The 16,894-nt window shown below is 35.4% G+C and carries 12 protein-coding genes and 1 riboswitch; of the genes, 1 reads left to right on the top strand and 11 read right to left on the bottom strand.

Going from position 1 to position 16,894, the window contains the following annotated elements; translation table 11 throughout:
- Window positions 1-389: 389 nt before the first annotated feature.
- The 4 genes from RT261_RS12720 to RT261_RS12735 all read right to left on the bottom strand — a co-directional run bounded on the left by RT261_RS12720 (window position 390) and on the right by RT261_RS12735 (window position 2,665).
- Complete coding sequence (locus RT261_RS12720; protein WP_313132996.1) at window positions 390-614, bottom strand: hypothetical protein; 225 nt, start codon at window positions 612-614, stop codon at window positions 390-392.
- A 135-nt stretch (window positions 615-749) separates the two neighbouring features.
- Window positions 750-1,673, bottom strand: a complete 924-nt coding sequence (locus RT261_RS12725) for a diguanylate cyclase domain-containing protein (RefSeq protein WP_313132998.1) — start codon at window positions 1,671-1,673, stop codon at window positions 750-752.
- Complete coding sequence (locus RT261_RS12730) at window positions 1,666-2,298, bottom strand: chemotaxis protein CheC (protein WP_313132999.1); 633 nt, start codon at window positions 2,296-2,298, stop codon at window positions 1,666-1,668. The genes RT261_RS12725 and RT261_RS12730 overlap by 8 nt, the downstream gene beginning before the upstream one ends.
- Window positions 2,291-2,665: a response regulator transcription factor gene (locus tag RT261_RS12735; protein WP_313133001.1), complete on the bottom strand. Its 375-nt coding sequence runs from the start codon at window positions 2,663-2,665 to the stop codon at window positions 2,291-2,293. The genes RT261_RS12730 and RT261_RS12735 overlap by 8 nt, the downstream gene beginning before the upstream one ends.
- Before the next feature lie 96 nt (window positions 2,666-2,761).
- Window positions 2,762-2,856, bottom strand: a riboswitch (cyclic di-GMP riboswitch).
- Window positions 2,857-3,414: 558 nt separating this feature from the next.
- On the opposite strand from RT261_RS12735, the gene RT261_RS12740 reads away from it, so the two are divergent.
- Window positions 3,415-4,572: a YibE/F family protein gene (locus tag RT261_RS12740; RefSeq protein ID WP_313133003.1), complete on the top strand. Its 1,158-nt coding sequence runs from the start codon at window positions 3,415-3,417 to the stop codon at window positions 4,570-4,572.
- Between the two features lie 211 nt (window positions 4,573-4,783).
- Here the strand turns inward: RT261_RS12740 and RT261_RS12745 are convergent, their stop codons facing one another.
- From RT261_RS12745 to RT261_RS12775, 7 genes are all read right to left on the bottom strand, one after another.
- Window positions 4,784-11,602, bottom strand: coding sequence for an InlB B-repeat-containing protein (locus RT261_RS12745; RefSeq protein WP_313133004.1), 6,819 nt, complete (start codon window positions 11,600-11,602; stop codon window positions 4,784-4,786).
- Window positions 11,603-11,626: 24 nt separating this feature from the next.
- Window positions 11,627-11,941: a DUF2149 domain-containing protein gene (locus RT261_RS12750; protein ID WP_313133005.1), complete on the bottom strand. Its 315-nt coding sequence runs from the start codon at window positions 11,939-11,941 to the stop codon at window positions 11,627-11,629.
- Entirely contained in the window at window positions 11,934-12,563 is a 630-nt protein-coding gene (locus RT261_RS12755; RefSeq protein WP_313133006.1) for a MotA/TolQ/ExbB proton channel family protein, read from the bottom strand. Before RT261_RS12755 ends, RT261_RS12750 begins: the two co-directional genes overlap by 8 nt.
- 148 nt (window positions 12,564-12,711) lie before the next feature.
- Window positions 12,712-13,428 carry an ECF transporter S component gene (locus tag RT261_RS12760; protein ID WP_313133008.1) on the bottom strand — a complete coding sequence of 239 codons (717 nt, stop codon included), beginning with the start codon at window positions 13,426-13,428 and terminating at the stop codon, window positions 12,712-12,714.
- Entirely contained in the window at window positions 13,407-15,077 is a 1,671-nt protein-coding gene (locus tag RT261_RS12765; protein WP_313133010.1) for an ABC transporter ATP-binding protein, read from the bottom strand. Before RT261_RS12765 ends, RT261_RS12760 begins: the two co-directional genes overlap by 22 nt.
- Window positions 15,050-15,937 carry an energy-coupling factor transporter transmembrane component T gene (locus RT261_RS12770; RefSeq protein ID WP_313133011.1) on the bottom strand — a complete coding sequence of 296 codons (888 nt, stop codon included), beginning with the start codon at window positions 15,935-15,937 and terminating at the stop codon, window positions 15,050-15,052. Before RT261_RS12770 ends, RT261_RS12765 begins: the two co-directional genes overlap by 28 nt.
- Window positions 15,934-16,893, bottom strand: a complete 960-nt coding sequence (locus tag RT261_RS12775; protein WP_313133012.1) for a DUF4430 domain-containing protein — start codon at window positions 16,891-16,893, stop codon at window positions 15,934-15,936. The genes RT261_RS12770 and RT261_RS12775 overlap by 4 nt, the downstream gene beginning before the upstream one ends.
- Window position 16,894 lies beyond the last annotated feature (1 nt).

Consider the following 16,894-nt stretch of genomic DNA (forward strand, 5'->3'; position numbering starts at 1 on the left):
AAGTAATAGTCTAGCATGGACATAGCTCCAAGTTAGGCTATTATTTTATTTGTTAGGGCACTACTTATGCCAATCTTCAGTATTTTTTTATATTTTTGGCTAATTCAAGTACTTTCTACTCCGATAGTTTCAAGGCTTTTAGGTTCCGATACCTTCTTTTGACCTTCTTCCATTGTTTCCAGCAAATTGCTCGAATTTTATTCGCAATCATTCATATGGCTTTGTGGTGTGACTGCTGTTCTAGATACATAAATTATTCCCACTTCCATCTGGAAGGTGCTTTTAGCCATCTTTTAATGCAAAGAAGCAATCACTTCTATCCCGTGTGATTCCCGACCATTTCCATAAGAGGAATATATCTACTTTAATCCACAACGATTCAATTTCGCTTATAAGTCAAAAATTGCCTTAATAAATCCATGGCTGAAACCAATTATATAACTTAACTTACCAGTAAATATACTTCCACATAAAATAATTGTGCCAATACTAATAAGACTAAGACTTAATCTTCTACTATTTTCTTTTTTGAAGAACATTTTAGCACCAATTATTATTATTGCAATACTAATTATCAAAACAACAGAACCTATTATAAAAGTTAATAAACCCATATCAATTCCCTCCCATTAATTTACATGATTCTCATACAGATTAAACCACGGATTTTTCTTGTCGTCAAGTACCTCATTCTTTCATTATAGCAGTACCTCATATTTTCATTATAGCAGTATATGATTCCTCTATAATTAATAATAAATATCCTCGTCATTTCTCTTGGCAATATACATAGCTTTATCCGCTTTTACAATGAGCTTGTCTATATTGTCACCATCATTAGGATAAATACTGATTCCCATACTAAATGAAAGTTTTATTTCTTCTCCATCAATATAAATAACATTTTCATTTAAGTTAATTATTTTAGAAGCTACAATTTTATAATCGGATATATCTTTCATATTAGGCAGGATAACCACAAATTCATCTCCACCATATCTTACCACAATATCACTTTCTCTTGTAGCTTTTTTTAGAATATTAGCTGCTTTGATAATGATTTTATCTCCAGCTTGATGTCCATAAGTGTCATTGATGCTTTTAAACTTATCTATATCTATAAAAATAATACCTAATAAGCTATTATTTCTCTTTGCATTTTGAATATATTTTTCAGCAAGAATGTAAAATAATGTTCTGTTTGCAACACCTGTCAGCTGATCGTAATAAGCCAGATATTCAATCTCTTTTTCTTTCTCTTTTAACTCTCTATTTACATGATACAATTCTTTGATATATTTTTTAAGCTGTTTGATTTGAGTCATCTGCCCGGTAACATTATGGAATTCCAGAAGCAGGGATGTCTTGTTTTCATCCTGAATTCTGCTGATTTTTATATTAAACCTTTCTTCCGTATGCATTAGATCCTGATGCATAGCAGCAGAAAAAAACATAGCATATCCATCATTTAGTATGTTTTTAACTACGTTTTTAAAATAATTCTTATTCAGGCTTGGTACCACTGTATATAGATTATTCCCCATTGCATTTGAACTTTTTATATTGGTAATAGCCTCCATATAATTATTCCAAAAAAAAATTTCAAAATTCTCTTTTACTATAATAATACCTTCGTTAACATTATTTAATACTTCATAACAATAGTTATTCATAAATATCAGCCTCTATCTGATCAATTTTTCTAATTAACTCGTTTAAAGATTGTAATGCTAAATCAACTATGATAGTACCTTCAATTTCTGTACTATCTATAATAAAAGTTATGTATAAGACTAAAATATGCTGATATTCGTTTTCATCAATATCTTCTCTGAAATTAATATGATTGTATATTTTAACTTCCGGCAGAGAATATTGGAGTTTGATATTAAGTAAATTACCGGTCTCTCCCAAAATGCAATTTAAAATAATGTTTCCGATTTCTTTAATTATGTCAAAATCTATATCTGTAAAACTCAAATTATCTTCATCATGAATATCTTCATTCAGACACAGATGTATAAAAGCTTTCATTTTTTCAGCCGGGAAAATCAAATTCGCTTTTCCAGTTAAATTTTCTTTAAATGAAATAGTGGAAACCATTAATGCCCCGGCAAATTTAATAGGAAGATATTCTGATATTTCTATGTCGTTTTTTGTTCTGTCTAAAATTGTTACATCCGGAATCTTTAACAATATTTTTTTACCGGTAATTTCTGAAAGCAAATCAGCAGCCTTACCTACGCTTATATTAAATACCTCTTTTAATATATCATATCTGAAACTGGACCTATCCATCTATCTTCTCCCTCATTAAATTACAAATTAACTGAGCTTTTTCATCTTGTAACGGTTTATTGAGAAAAGCCAATATATTATAAGCTTCTACCTCTTCCCGAATGTTTTTTTGAACATCTGCAGATATTACAATTATCTTTGCGAATTCATCCTGTGCTTTTATTAATCTTATCAGTTCCTGTCCGCTTAATTTGGGCATTAACAAATCAGTAATAACAAAATCCGGTTTTAATTTTTCATATAGTTCAATTCCCTCTTCTCCATCATTTGCAAAGCTAAGTTCTACATCATCCATGTTTTTTTTAATTAAATTAGCAGCAATTTTTTGTGAAAAAACAGAATCATCAACGATTAACACTTTTATCATTCATAACACTCCTTCTAATGCATTTTTATTCCATCTAATAATAAACCTAATTAAAAATAAAAAAACAACTAAGTAAAATCATACTGATTCTACCTTAGTTGCAACTGAACGACCATAGGAAATGCATATTATTTTCCGACAGGCTTCTAGCTTTGCGTCCCTATCTTTCAATAGGTTTGCCAATCTAATATATGTAATGTTTTTATAATTTTCTAAACTCTATTATATTTCATATCTTAATAATAATATATATCTTATTAATTATGAACTAATTTTCAACAATTTTCAATCCATATCTTGCTTTTTTTATGACTATTTTTTGTTAACCTACATTTTCTTGGAATATTCTCTGATTAGAAACCTGCTAAAGTGTATTGAAAGAGATAATAAAATGGTCATTCTGAGCTTGAAAGGTATGCCGCCCATGAATAAGGGTCCTTCCAGTATGAGCTTTAGTTTTGCTAAATTACTCCCAGAATGACTATATTATTAAAATTCCTTTTATATTGGCCCGTGCTCCACATATAAAGACTCCCCTGAAATCCAGAATCATTATTTTCTGCTGTGGCTTTCAAATTCAAGTGTAATTGAAACCGTAACATTTAAACAAAATCTGTAATTATAAGTTGCTTTTTTTTGTAAAAAATGCTAATATTTACTACAGACCCTGTAAATAATAATAGATTGCAAGGCTATTATTTCAGACCTCCAGATCTTCTTGCAAATACTGTTGTATAAGGAGAATAACATTGGATAAGAGGAAAACACTGATTATTAAAGTAGCAGCTGCGGTAATATTTATTGCATTTTTTTCAATTCTGTTATATTTTGCTAATCAAGGCAATCCGGAAAATTATAAAACCGGTGCCAATTCACCGATCAAATATGTGAAAGCAAAAGTAATTAAAGTTTTAGAAGATAATACACAAATAGATGAGAATTCCGAAGGACTAAAGCGTGGACACCAGCTGCTTGAAATCAAGATATTAAGCGGCGAACATAAAGGTGAGACACAAATCATAGATAACTATCTGGGACTGCTGTACAATGTTTATGCAAAAGAAGGAACCAGGATTATCGCCAGAATAGATACTCACGACGGAGAATTTAGTGCTTCCATCTATAATTATGACCGCTCCTTTTTAATATATGGGATAATTATTCTCTTTTCTGCTCTCTTATGTATCATTGGCGGAAAGAAAGGGTTTATGGCTTTGGTGGGATTAATTTTTACAATCCTTTGTGTATTGAATATTCTGGTACCATTGATTTCAAAAGGAGTTCCGGTACTTCCCCTAACCATATTAATTGTTGTAGTAACTACCATAGTATGCCTGATATTACTGGACGGAATCAATCCCAAGACATTCTCTGCTATAACAGGTACAATATTAGGAGTCTTGGTGGCAGGAATACTTGCATACATAGTAGGTAAATTAGCACATATCAGCGGATTAAATATGGAAGAAGCTGAATCAATGCTGTTAATAGCTACGGATAACGGTTTGAAAGTAAGAGATTTACTGGTTGCCGGAATACTGATATCCGCTCTGGGAGCAGTTATGGATACGGGAATGAGTATATCCTCTGCAATTTACGAATTACACTCAGTGAACCCAACAATGAAATCTATTGAATTGTTTCAATCCGGAATGAATATCGGTAAAGATGCTATGGGCACAATGGCAAATACATTAATCTTAGCATTTGCAGGTTCCTCTTTAAATCTTGTACTTATGATATTTGCTTATGGAATTCCATTTTCGCAGATCATTAATACGGATTTAATTGCCCTTGAAATAATAAGAGCCATAACGGCAAGTATAGGTATTATTCTGAGCGTACCAATTGTGGCATTTATCGGTTCCCGGGTTATGGCTGGAAAAGATAGCAAAAACAGAATTTAAGTCTTTTAAATATATAGTGATTTAACCCAATGACATGAAGCAAAGTCTTATATTATTGCACATATCGAGCCAGTTTAAGTGGTCTTCCTCCCACTAGGCTGGCCATGAATTCAGTCAATAAGCGAAGAATCTCACCTTAAAATGAGATTCTTCGCTTAAATTCTGCTTTGTTTAATTTGCTCTTACAATTGTTTCTACCGCTGCGACCGCTTTATTTCCTTCGGCTTTTATATTCCATATACCTCCACAAAGCGCCACCAAGAAGAATTAACATACATCCTATTGCAATAATAGTTGTAATAATTGAATTATCCTTTATTACCTCTTTTACAACTTGGAAAACTGTAATACTCTTGTCTTCATCTGCTTCTTCTTTTTCATCCTCTATCGCCTCTTCTATCTTGGCTTCTATTTCCTCTTCTTTTTTAGTATCATAAGTATGTTGTTCTGGTTTTACTTCAACAATTTTCGCTTCTTGCCCATTACTGTCACCACTTAAAGATGAATTAGATTCATCAGAAGATGTGGGTTCGTCCTTTTTGGATTGATTTCCACTAGCTTTACCTTCGCTAGCCTTGCCTCCACTAACTTTACCTCCTCTACTTGAATCCTCAGGTAATATAATGACCTTGGCATCACCTGCATCCTCTTTATCTGATACTTTAGGAACTACTCTTTCGGAACCATCTGAATCATTTGAGTCATCCGATACTACTGCATTTCCTTCTTGATTATTCTGAGCAGTACCATCCGTACTATTGCTACCTTCTGTTCCATCCTTACCGGTTCCAGTTCCTTCTGCTCCTTCACCTTCGGTTCCATTACCACCAGTTCCTTCACCTTCAGCCCCATTTCCTCCGGTTCCGTTTCCTCCTGTTTCTTCGCCACCATTTCCAGTACCACCGTTTCCTTCTCCACCGTTTCCTTCTCCACCGTTTCCTGGGCTCTCGGGGTTCTCGGGGTTCTCGGGATTTTCTGGATTTTCTTCTGATAATTCTTTCTTTACAATTTCAATTACTGCTTTAATGATACTTATATTATCGTTTGTTATAATTAAGGTTCCATCATCAATTATTTTTTCGACTCCGTCCTGGATTAACATCATATCTTTTAATACATATTTCAGTTCAAAGCCCTCTGGCACTTCACCTTTATACTCATTTAATGTTACATTAACAACAAATCTAGTGTCTTCTGGTACGAAACGAATTTGTCCATCACTAATGCTGCCTGTCTCAGATGTCAACAAAATATTGCCACCTTCTTCAATAATTTCACTTCCATCTACCTCTACCATCCCATAATGCGGTTGGCCCAAAATAGGAATTTGATCAATCGTATCCATTGTCCAGGTTTTATCTGTATTATAATAGTCCAGATAATAAGCCAAAGAGCCATCTGAAAAATCAATCTTACCTTTTGCAGTTGCTCCTTCATTTATATCTATTACAGCAGGAAGTAGAGATGTAGTATTAATATAAAAGCAATTGCTAATATTACTTTTTAAATTAGTAGTACAGATTCCAGCAATTCCGTCTTTTCCCTGTAACATATTTCCATACCAATAGCAACTTTTAATTTCTGTTGCAGTACTAGCTGCTCCTGCAATTCCGCCGACCGTTCCCGAAAGAGCAATTACATCTCCTGTCACATAACAATTGCGAATAATTCCTTGTTCAAAATCATTTCTAAGAGTACCTATAATTCCTCCTGCTGTGGTGTTACCTGTTATAGTTCCTGTACTCATGCATCTCTCTATATTAGCAGATCTTGCCGTACCAATAATACCGCCTGTAACTCCATTTATTGAAACTATGTTACCCATATTACTACATTGAACAATCTGTAATGAATCCATTCCCTGGTCACCCACAATACCACCTACTTGGTTATTAGCCGTTACCGTTGCATTATTGATACAAGAAATAATATCGTAAGTGGAAAGTCCGACAATTCCTCCAATTTGTGAAGATGTACTGGTAATTGCTGTGTTTTCTTCCGTAACACAGTCACGAATGGTACCATAAGTATCCTCACTGGTTGCTAAGCAACCTACAATACCACCGGACATACCTGAAGTACATTCAATATTACTTCCTGCGAGAAGTTTACACCCTGATACTTCACTATACTTAAAGACACCAACAATTCCACCTGTATATTGACCGCCCTTTACTACTAATTTGGAATTACAGTCTGTAATATAGCCTGTACTAACTCCTGCAATACCGCCAGCGCACATTTTAAACGTAGCATTTGTTAGATCCATACTACTTATATCACTAGAACAATTCGTAATTAAGCCAAAATTAAAACCGGTTATTCCCCCAAAACACATTCTGCTATTTGGTTCTAGTACACCCACAATGCTAAGATTGGCTACTTCTCCTTGCATACCAATACAACCGAATAACGGATATATTTGATTGCTTTCAAGCGTGATCGTATAACCTGTTCCATCAAAGTTTCCTTCAAAAGGTCTAGAGCTATCTTGTGGATTCCTTGACTTAAGTTGTGCTGGTGATGATATATTATTATGAAATCCAATTGACTCCCAAGCCTTGCCATAGTCACTTAAATCAATATTGTTTCCTAATCGAAAATAGCATCCGGTATAAGACTTTGAAGAATTCACATTTTGTGCCAACCTTGCTAATTCCTCCACGGTTTTTATAACAACAGCAGTTTCCTTAGTTTTTCCCTTTTCCAATCCGTCGATTTCCTTCCAATGAGCATATAAAGTCATATCCTCCTCTACAGGGATACTAAAATCATATTTTATTCCGCCTTGTTTTGATGTATACCAGCCGATAAATTCATATTCAATAACAACCGTACCGCTTTCCCATACAGGATCCGCTGGTAAAGGAATGTAATCCCTACGATTCAATTTTATTGGTTCCGGTTCTTCACTACCTATACTGTCCTCCGGTCTGTTGTTCTTAAATATAACTGTAACTTCTTCCCCATCTCCCCATTTTGCTTCTAATACTAAGTCGCTTTTTACAAGGGAAGAGAACTCATATAATTCTCCATTGATATACCAGCCCATAAATTTCTTATTTTTCAAAGCTGGGTCAATTGGTTTTCTAACACGTCCCCCACCCAGAACAATTTGTTCCTCCGGTTCGGGAATTCCACCTTTCGTGTCAAATACAACCTTATATTCTCCTTCCGGTGGTTCTATCTCAAATTCAACTGCCACTGTAATATCATCTTCCGGCATAATAAAGTAAATAAATTCATCTTCAATGATTACATCAATCTTTCTTCCTTCCGTATCCTTAACAATCACTTTTCCAACTACATATCCGGAATCGGGGATCGCTGTTAACGTTATATATCTTCCCCCCACTCCAAATGTTTGATCTATCATTGTTCCACCTAAGGATGCTGTAGTCATGATTTTATAAACAAGTTGATTCCCATCTTTTGACAAAACAGGGCACCTCTCACTTTGGCTCCATACCCCAAGTCTTGGGTTTGATTCTCCATGGTCTAATAAGTACGCAACCATGCCGCTGGAAAATTGTTCCTCACTCATCGCTTTTGCGTTCTCTTTATCAAACAAATTCACAATATGATTCGTAGCAGCATCAAGATAGTAACAATCTCTATTTTTATTAACAAATCCCAGATATCTATTCGTATCAATCCACCCGGTTATAGCGCCTACTTTACTGGTTGCAACTGCTGATATCCTGCCATAATTATAGCAATTCTCAACGTAGCTGGAAGGGATTTCAATTGTCGATGATGTATGTACATAATTAAATCCAGTAATTCCTCCTATTCCAGAAACTGTATTTGAAGTTGAATTAATGTTTCCAATATTATAACACATAGAAATACGTGAGCCTTTTGGTAAATAGGATGTAATTCCACCTGTATAAGCTCCGCTAGATTCAATATCTCCAGTATTATAGCAATATGATATTCTGTCTCCTGTTGGAGATTTTGAATCAATCTGTCCTATTATACCACCGGTATAATTGCCCCCATATATACTTCCTTCGTTGGAACAATTTAAAACCTTGCCAGCTTCCGAAATAGAACCTGCAATCTTTCCTATTACACCGGCTGTAGCCGTATTTCCAGAGATTGCACCTGTATTAATACATTGTATTATGCGATTATCCTTACCAATTTCTCCAACAATCCCACCGCTTGCAGTTCCGGCTGCCGTAATGTTAGCATGATTGATACAATTATTAATTAATACATTGGTTTTTGCACAACCTGCAATTCCACCAACATATCCTTTTCCATTTATCACACCATCAATAGTAAGATTTTTTATTATTGCATAATCCAAATATCCAAATAAACCTCTGTAATTTTCATTACCACTTATAATAAGATTTAATGTATATCCATTACCATCAAAGTTTCCTTTGAAAGGATACATCTCATTTCCAATAGGGATCCATTCTCCTACATCCATGGACTGTGATAATTGAAAATAACAGCCTTTATAACCCGCTTCTGTACCATTTGCAGAACCCAAGCCATTATTCACTCTTTCAGCTAACGCTCTTAGTAATTCCGGAGTATCAATTAAAAATGGTTTTTCTGCTGTTCCCGTAGTAAATAAATCTATCAGATTCCATTTTGCGTAAAATGTTATTGCATCTCCAGCTTTTAATTCTGGTAGTAATTTATGAAGCGATTTACTAAAATCTAATCTAACTCCTGTTTCACTATACCAGCCTTGGAATTGATAACCATCCCCACCTTCATTTTCACGAACCGGCTCTATAATTTTAGGAAAAACTGCAGATAAAGAAACTTGTCTTACTCTTGGAGTTACATTTACCTTTGATGCATTACAATCAAAATATACTGTAACGCTATCACTTGCTATCCATTCGGCATACAAAGTAATGGGCTCTGTAACTGCTGTATTCATATCATAAAGATATTCCAGCCATTCATCTGTATACCATCCACCAAACTGGTATGTCACATCGCCATTTGGTTCTTTTACTAAGTTCAGATCTTCTACAACCTCTCCATAGGGGACCTTTATAACACTTATAACTCCGTCATTAACTAAAGTAACATCAACTATTTTATTTAATTTCTTGACAAATTGTGCCTGAACTTCAACATCTTTATAAGGCATGATAAAATGCAGCTCATTATCTTTTATATGTGTCTGACTGGCGCTAAATATTTTGGTTCCATCTACTCTGGTTACAGTCAATAATTTCAAGATAGAATCCTTATTCGGGAAAACAGAAATTGTTATCTCCTTATCCCCCGTCACATATCTATTAAATGTAGAAACGGTGCCATTTCCTATGACGGATTCGGCTCTGACGCGATATATTACCTGATCAGGTGATTTTGCAAATACAGGTATTCCACTTCCCTGCCCCCATATTTCACTATGTGTTCCATCTGACTTAATATTTAGAAAATAAGCCGTCTCCCCATTTGCAAACTCCTCTGCCGTTTTACCGGTCACATAAGCTCGATCTGATGGATTATCCAATGCATCTTCCTGATAATAGCAGCCTGTATTATTTTCAAAACTTTGTGACGAAATTGCCCCGACTACTCCAATTGCACTTCCTGATACAGTTCCAGCAAAAAAACAATTTTCCTGTCTGGCATTTCCTTCATTTACACCTGATATTCCTCCAATATTCAAGCCTGAACCAAGCATTGCCGTTGAACCGCAATTTCTGATTATAGTGTTACCACTTGCATATCCTGTAATAGATCCGGCTGCTTCATCACCTTCTATTGTACCCTCAACCATAAGGTTTTCAATGGTGGCATCGGAAACGTACCCAAAGAGACCACTATACCTTTCTGTATTTTTTACAGATAATCCATAAACTGTATAACCTTTTCCGTTAAAATGACCGCAAAAAGGTACCTGCTCTGTGCCAATAGGTAGCCAGTCTCCCATAAGTTCTATATCATTGGCAAGTTCAAAATATATATTAGTATAGTTAATGCCTGTACTTACTTTATAGGACAAGACCTCTAAATCTTGTTGATTACTTAACATAACAGGGTTTTCTTTCGTTCCCCTGCCATAAAGATCATTCACATTCCACTGGGCATATAGTATCATAGTTGGGCCGGTATAGTGATTACTTATTGTATCTTCAGCAAAATTCCAATACAAATCACCACTTAATAGACTTTGCTGTAAGGACCAGCCGAGAAATCCATGGGTATCATATTTGGTATCCGGCCATATTGGTGATGGTACTGGATTAATTTTATCCTGACTATAAGAAATAGTTTGATGATCTGGCTGTCCTGTCACTGCCGGGTCTGATGTGTTAAGATCAAAGATGACTGTCACTTCTGTCACTGGCTTCCAACCTGCATATAAATTAATATCCGCAGTTACCGGTTGATTAAAATCAAACTCCGTTATACATTCTTCCTCCTTAAACCAACCAAGAAATTGATAAGCGAACATCCCAGTATCTGCTTTTCTCACAGGTATATCCGGTTCTTTTATAAGTCCGCCTTCTGGTACCAGTACTATAGTTTCACCGTTTAATAACCCACCCTTTGCATTAAAATTAATTGTATAGGCTGGAGCATTCTCAAATTCAGAGATAACAACCACATCACAAGCAGGCATAATAAAACTATTATCATGTACATCTACCGTAATTGCTCCGCCTGAAACTGCAAGGCTGGAAAGTCTATAACCTTCCTCTGGCAATACATTTAATTGGACTATGTCATTTTCCTCCGCACTTGTTTTATCTGCGGTTACCTCTCCATGCTCAGACGGCTGTATCTGAATGGTAAACATATCTGTTGAACTGTCTTCTCCCGAATTGTCTTCTGCTAAGATGTCTTCTGTTGCATCATCTTCTGTTGCATCATCTTCTAAGAAGTTATCCTCCGTTGCAATGTCTTCTGTTGTATTGACCTCTGAGGAATCTACCTCTGTAGAATTAACTTCCATTGCATATGTAACCGGCACTATTTGATTTACTAAAAATATTATTATAAAAGCAAAGCTAATAATTTTATAACGATAGAGCTTCATTGTGTTCCTCCCTAAAATAATAGTTTATTCTTCATTTTTTCCTTTTATTACATATAACTTTCCGGTCTTAGGGTCTTGCACTGCCACTCCCATTGATTCATAAGTTCCTATGATTTCACCATCCTGGGTCACTATCTCTGCATTTTCAATTTGCTTCAGCTGGCTTTTATCTATTACAGCATTCACCTTTTTTATGTCCACATTCCAATGAAGGATAATAGATACCATAAGTCCACAGGCAAATACCAACATAATATCAATAAGATTTGCAACTCCATCCATTGGATTAACATCTTCCTCTGATTTTTTTCTCCTATAGACACTTGAATCTCTAATCATTTTCCAGTACCTCCTGTATTATGCATTCCATTATGGCCTCCATTGAATCTATATATGTGTCGTACCATCTCTTACGGATTTTAGAAACCACAAAACAAACCGCCCCTGTAATAACGCCTGCGATAGTAGTGTCAAATGCAGTAGACATAGATATAGAAAGCGTCCCAGTATCCCCCTGTCCAAGTGCAACAATTCCAGGTCCTAAAGGAATAAGTGTCCCCAAAAGTCCAAACATAGGACCAAGCTTAATTATATAATCTGTAAGTCTTGTATTTCTCATATAGTTGCCTTCAAGATTTCCTAATAGAGTTCGGGCAAGGGCTACAAGGGATTCTTTGGGCATATCCGCATTCTTAATCAATTCCAGCGCCGCACTTTTTTGACTTTGCAGCAATTTACTATTCTCAATTAAACTGCCCAGTTCCTCCTTTCCATGATTATGAATGTTTTGCAGAAGTAAAGGCACATCTTCCTGCATTTTTCTATGCTCCACTAAAAATTCAACAATAACGGTACCTACTTCCCAAATGGAAGCTATTATAAAAAACACCAATATCGCAAGACAGGGGATTAAAAGTATTTGCCCCGTCTCATGTAATATTTCATTTAATGTAAAACTCATCTTTATACCCATGCATATCACAAAGCTGTTTGTAATACCACCCTGATTAATAGGTTAAAATAAGGGCAGTTGCATTTTCCTTTCACTATTTAATATAACCTTTTAACCTATTGCATTTTCTTACTGTAATTGTTCTTTGTTCATTTCTTTACGGTTCTAAAAGTCCGTATTTCTGTTTTATTCGTTCGATTTTCTCTATCATTGGCCGGGAAAGCACAAATAAAAAGACAATTGTCGATAATGTATGTATTAAATCAAATGGAATAGCTGAAATATAGGCTGCAGCCAACACTTTCCAAGAGAAAACCTGACTAAACATAAATACGGAACAAATGTTAATCAGTCCGCCATATATAAAATAAGTGGCCAGCCCTCCATAAATACATAGTGGAAGTCTCTTTTTGGGTAAAAGCCTTTTTTTAACTAAAATTCCTGCTAAAAAACCAATAATTCCACCGGAAAACATCTGCCAGGGAGTCCATGGTCCCTGTCCAAAAAAGAAGTTGGAAACAAAGAACGACAGAGCACCCGTTAAAAACCCGGCTTCTGGTCCTAAACACACACCTGCAATTATTACAATCGCTACTACTGGCTTAAACTGTGGTAGCCAGAAGAATGCTGACCTGCCGGCTACCGCTATAGCAGAAATCGACGCTAATAAAACCAATTCCCTTGCCTGAGGCTTTCTACCCTCAAAAATTAGAAAAAAAGGGATCATTGTTTGGATAATTAACATGACACTGATAAAATAATATCTCCTGTCATTAAAAAGATATATTCCTATGAGTATTGTTGCAGGTATGGTAATTAAAATCATAAATGCAGAAATTATAGTTCGTTTATTCAAGCGTTCTCTTTTTGGCATAACGAAATCACATCCTCTATGGTGACTACATCCGGATATAAATGTCTTGACATCCTGTTAGCAGCCGTAGTATAAAAACTATTCCCAGAAAAAAACTCTTTTGTAGTATTTTCTGTAACTACGCTACCTTGAAAAAACAAGGCGCAATAGTCAGCAAACTCCGCACAAAATTCAATATCATGTGAAACTGTTATTACAGTTTTTCCTTCTGTATTTAAATTTTTAATAATAGTGGCAAATATATTTTTCATATATTTGTCCATTCCTTTTGTAGGCTCATCTAATATTAAGATTTCAGGTTCTAGTAATAGCACTTTGGCCAAAGCGGTTCTTTGCTGCTCTCCTCCACTCAGGTCATAAGGATGCCTATGTAATAAGTGGGCAATATCTGTTTTATTAGCAATATTGTTTACCATCTCTTCCTTTTCCTGCTTGTTCAGTTTCTTACCAGATAAAATTTCTAACAAATCAAACTCTACTGTTTTTTTAACGAAAAGCGCCTGGGGATTCTGGGGAAGAACAACCATCTTATTATAAGAAAGTATATTTTTTTGCTTTCTTGTGTCCATACCATTTATTAAAATCTTACCTCGATAAGGTTTATTAATACCACTGATCAGAGTTAGTGCTGTGGTTTTTCCGGCACCATTTCCTCCCAGGATACAATAATGACTTCCCTTGGGTATCTTTAGTGATAAATCTTTTACAATATCTTCACCATTCTTCTCATAGCGAAACCACACTTCTTTGGTTTCTACCGCAATGTATTTGCATACTTCAGGCTCCTTTTCTTTCTTACCACTCTTATGAAAGTAGTCCATATCATGTAATTGGCTCATCCACCTTCTTCCATCTCTTATAGTCAAAGGACATTCTAAATCATTATTAATTCCTGCGTAGATCTGGATAGGTGTCGGCATGGATAAGAACATCCGGTGTGAACACTCTTTTAGCTTTCTTCCTACATTGGAGGGAGTATCATCTATCATAATTTTTCCCTCATCCATTACCAGAACACGATCCGACATAGGAAATGTTTCTTCCATCCTATGTTCTGTTAAAATAATAGTAGTCCCTATTTCCCTGTTGATTTTATAAACTGTCTTAAGGAAATCCGAGGCTGCTATTGGATCTAACTGAGAAGTTGGCTCATCTAAAATAAGTACTTCTGGCTGCATTGCCATGATTGATGCTAAATTAAGCAACTGCTTCTGACCACCGGAGAGCTCCGAAACCTTTTTATAAAACCAATCTTCTATGCCGAAAAAGCTCGCCATTTCTGCAGTACGTAAGCGAATCCTATTGCTTGAAATACCTAAGCTTTCCAGGCCAAATGCCAGTTCATGCCATACTTTATCCGTAACAATTTGATTGTCAGGATTTTGCAATACATATCCTATGGCTTGGGCTTGTTCTCTTTCATTAAGACTAAGAATATCTTTATGTTTAAAAAATATCTTTCCTTCTTTCGTTCCATAGGGTGTTAATACAGGTTTTAAATGTCGAAGTAACGTACTCTTTCCACAACCTGAGCGACCACATATGGATACAAATTCTCCAGCTTCTAAGGAGAAACTGATGTTCTCCAATGCCTTTTTTTCCTGCAATGGATATGAAAAGCTTAAATCCTGGATATTAAATAGTTCCATTTCATATCCTCCCATATATTAATAATAACCGGTATAAAACAAAGGACCAGATAACATAAATAAACAATTATGCTTTCCATATTGGCAGCATTAATCAGAATTCGGGGTATATACATAGAGTAAATTGTTTTACTGCCGAATCCGATTGCTATAATAAAAACCATCCCGCATATTATCAAAAATACGATGCGATCTCTTTTACTAAAGCGATAGATAGAAAATGCAGTTCTACCTCGCAAGCCATAGCCTCTGGCCTTCATAGAATCCGCTGTATCGATAGAATTTTCTAAAACCCATGTTGTCATTATTGATATAATGAGCAAACCGTTGTTTAGTCTTTCCCATAAGTTTCCTTGTGAAATATCTCTTCCTACACATTTTTGTGCATTGGATATAACTTTAATTTGCGCCTTAAATCGGGGCACAAAACGAAGTGCCATGGAAAGCATCAGAGATAAGGATGGTATAATTGAACCAAATAAATAAATGAATTTATCCGATGTCATGACGGAATTATAACAGGAAAACCATAAAATCATTGCAACAAGCATAGCTGCTGTCACCAATCCATAAACTATAGATTCTAAAGTTAATGGGTTATCATTTACATAAAGTAGTATGGTCTCTCCTCTATGGTTAAACGTTGGATTAACCAAAGCCATTAATAATAAAGCCGGTACAGTCATAAAAAAATTGAAACGAAATGCCCGCCTGCCGTTTAAATATATGGAATAAGCAATCGCTCCCAATAATGAGACAATCAGGAAAATAGGGTGCATAATAAACATGCTGATTCCTATAACACTTACAAAATAGCTAAAATTAATCCATGGATGAAACCCGGAAAACGCATCTTTCATTCTTTTGTTCCTCCCAGCCAATCACAGCCCACATCACGCCCTAAATCGCATGTATAAACCCATTCCACCTTATCTCCGTCTTTTAACTGATACCGGCTGCAGCCATAATTAGGAAACCAATCATTTACCTTGTACATCCATCCGCTTAATTCGCCGCAGCTAAATTCATAAAAATTATTAATTCCTTCTATGTAATGACTGTTATACATAGGCGTAAAAGTAAATTCCATATGAATACCCTCTGCCTTTGTTTCTCTTAATAAAATATCGAAAACTGACTCGCCTTCATAAAACTGGACTTTTCTTTCTTCATAAATAACCCCGTCTTTTATGCCATCCTTATCTAATAAATAAAGAAGCTCCTCATCCAAGTTCTCTCTGTTTTCCAATATTGTGTCGCAGCGAATGGATAGTGTGCAATAATTTAGTTTATCCTTATCTATTATTGTATCCTGCGCTTCTACAGGGTGTGGTTTTCCCTCCGGTATTGGGTCAGTTAAATACTTGTCAAGTCCGGTGGTATCATCTCTGCCATCCTGGTCTAAATCATTAAATTTTAGATTTGCTCTGTCGTTATCATGATTCCACGTTGATTTCTTGTTCTCATTCTCTTCTACAGTTTCCTTGTGAACAAGGTCTTTATTCTTCTCATATTTTGAAAATTCTTCGGTATCAGATGCTATACCATACTTAGAATAATCCTCAACTGTGGATGCAATATCATTTACATCTAAATAATTATCCTGAATGAGGTTTTCCCTATTCCCACTCACATCTTCTGAATTTACTGCCTCATCATTGATACCATCTAAATCCTGCTCTATTGCACCAACATTTTCTCTTCGAACATCCTGAGGTTTTTCAATCTTACATCCCATCAAAAGAAAAGATAAAGCCACCAAACATAGCAGTACACTCTTTTTAAGTAATAATCCAATATTAAATTTATTACTCATT

Source organism: Anaerocolumna sp. (assembly GCF_032079385.1).
Classification (GTDB): Bacteria; Bacillota; Clostridia; order Lachnospirales; family Lachnospiraceae; genus Anaerocolumna.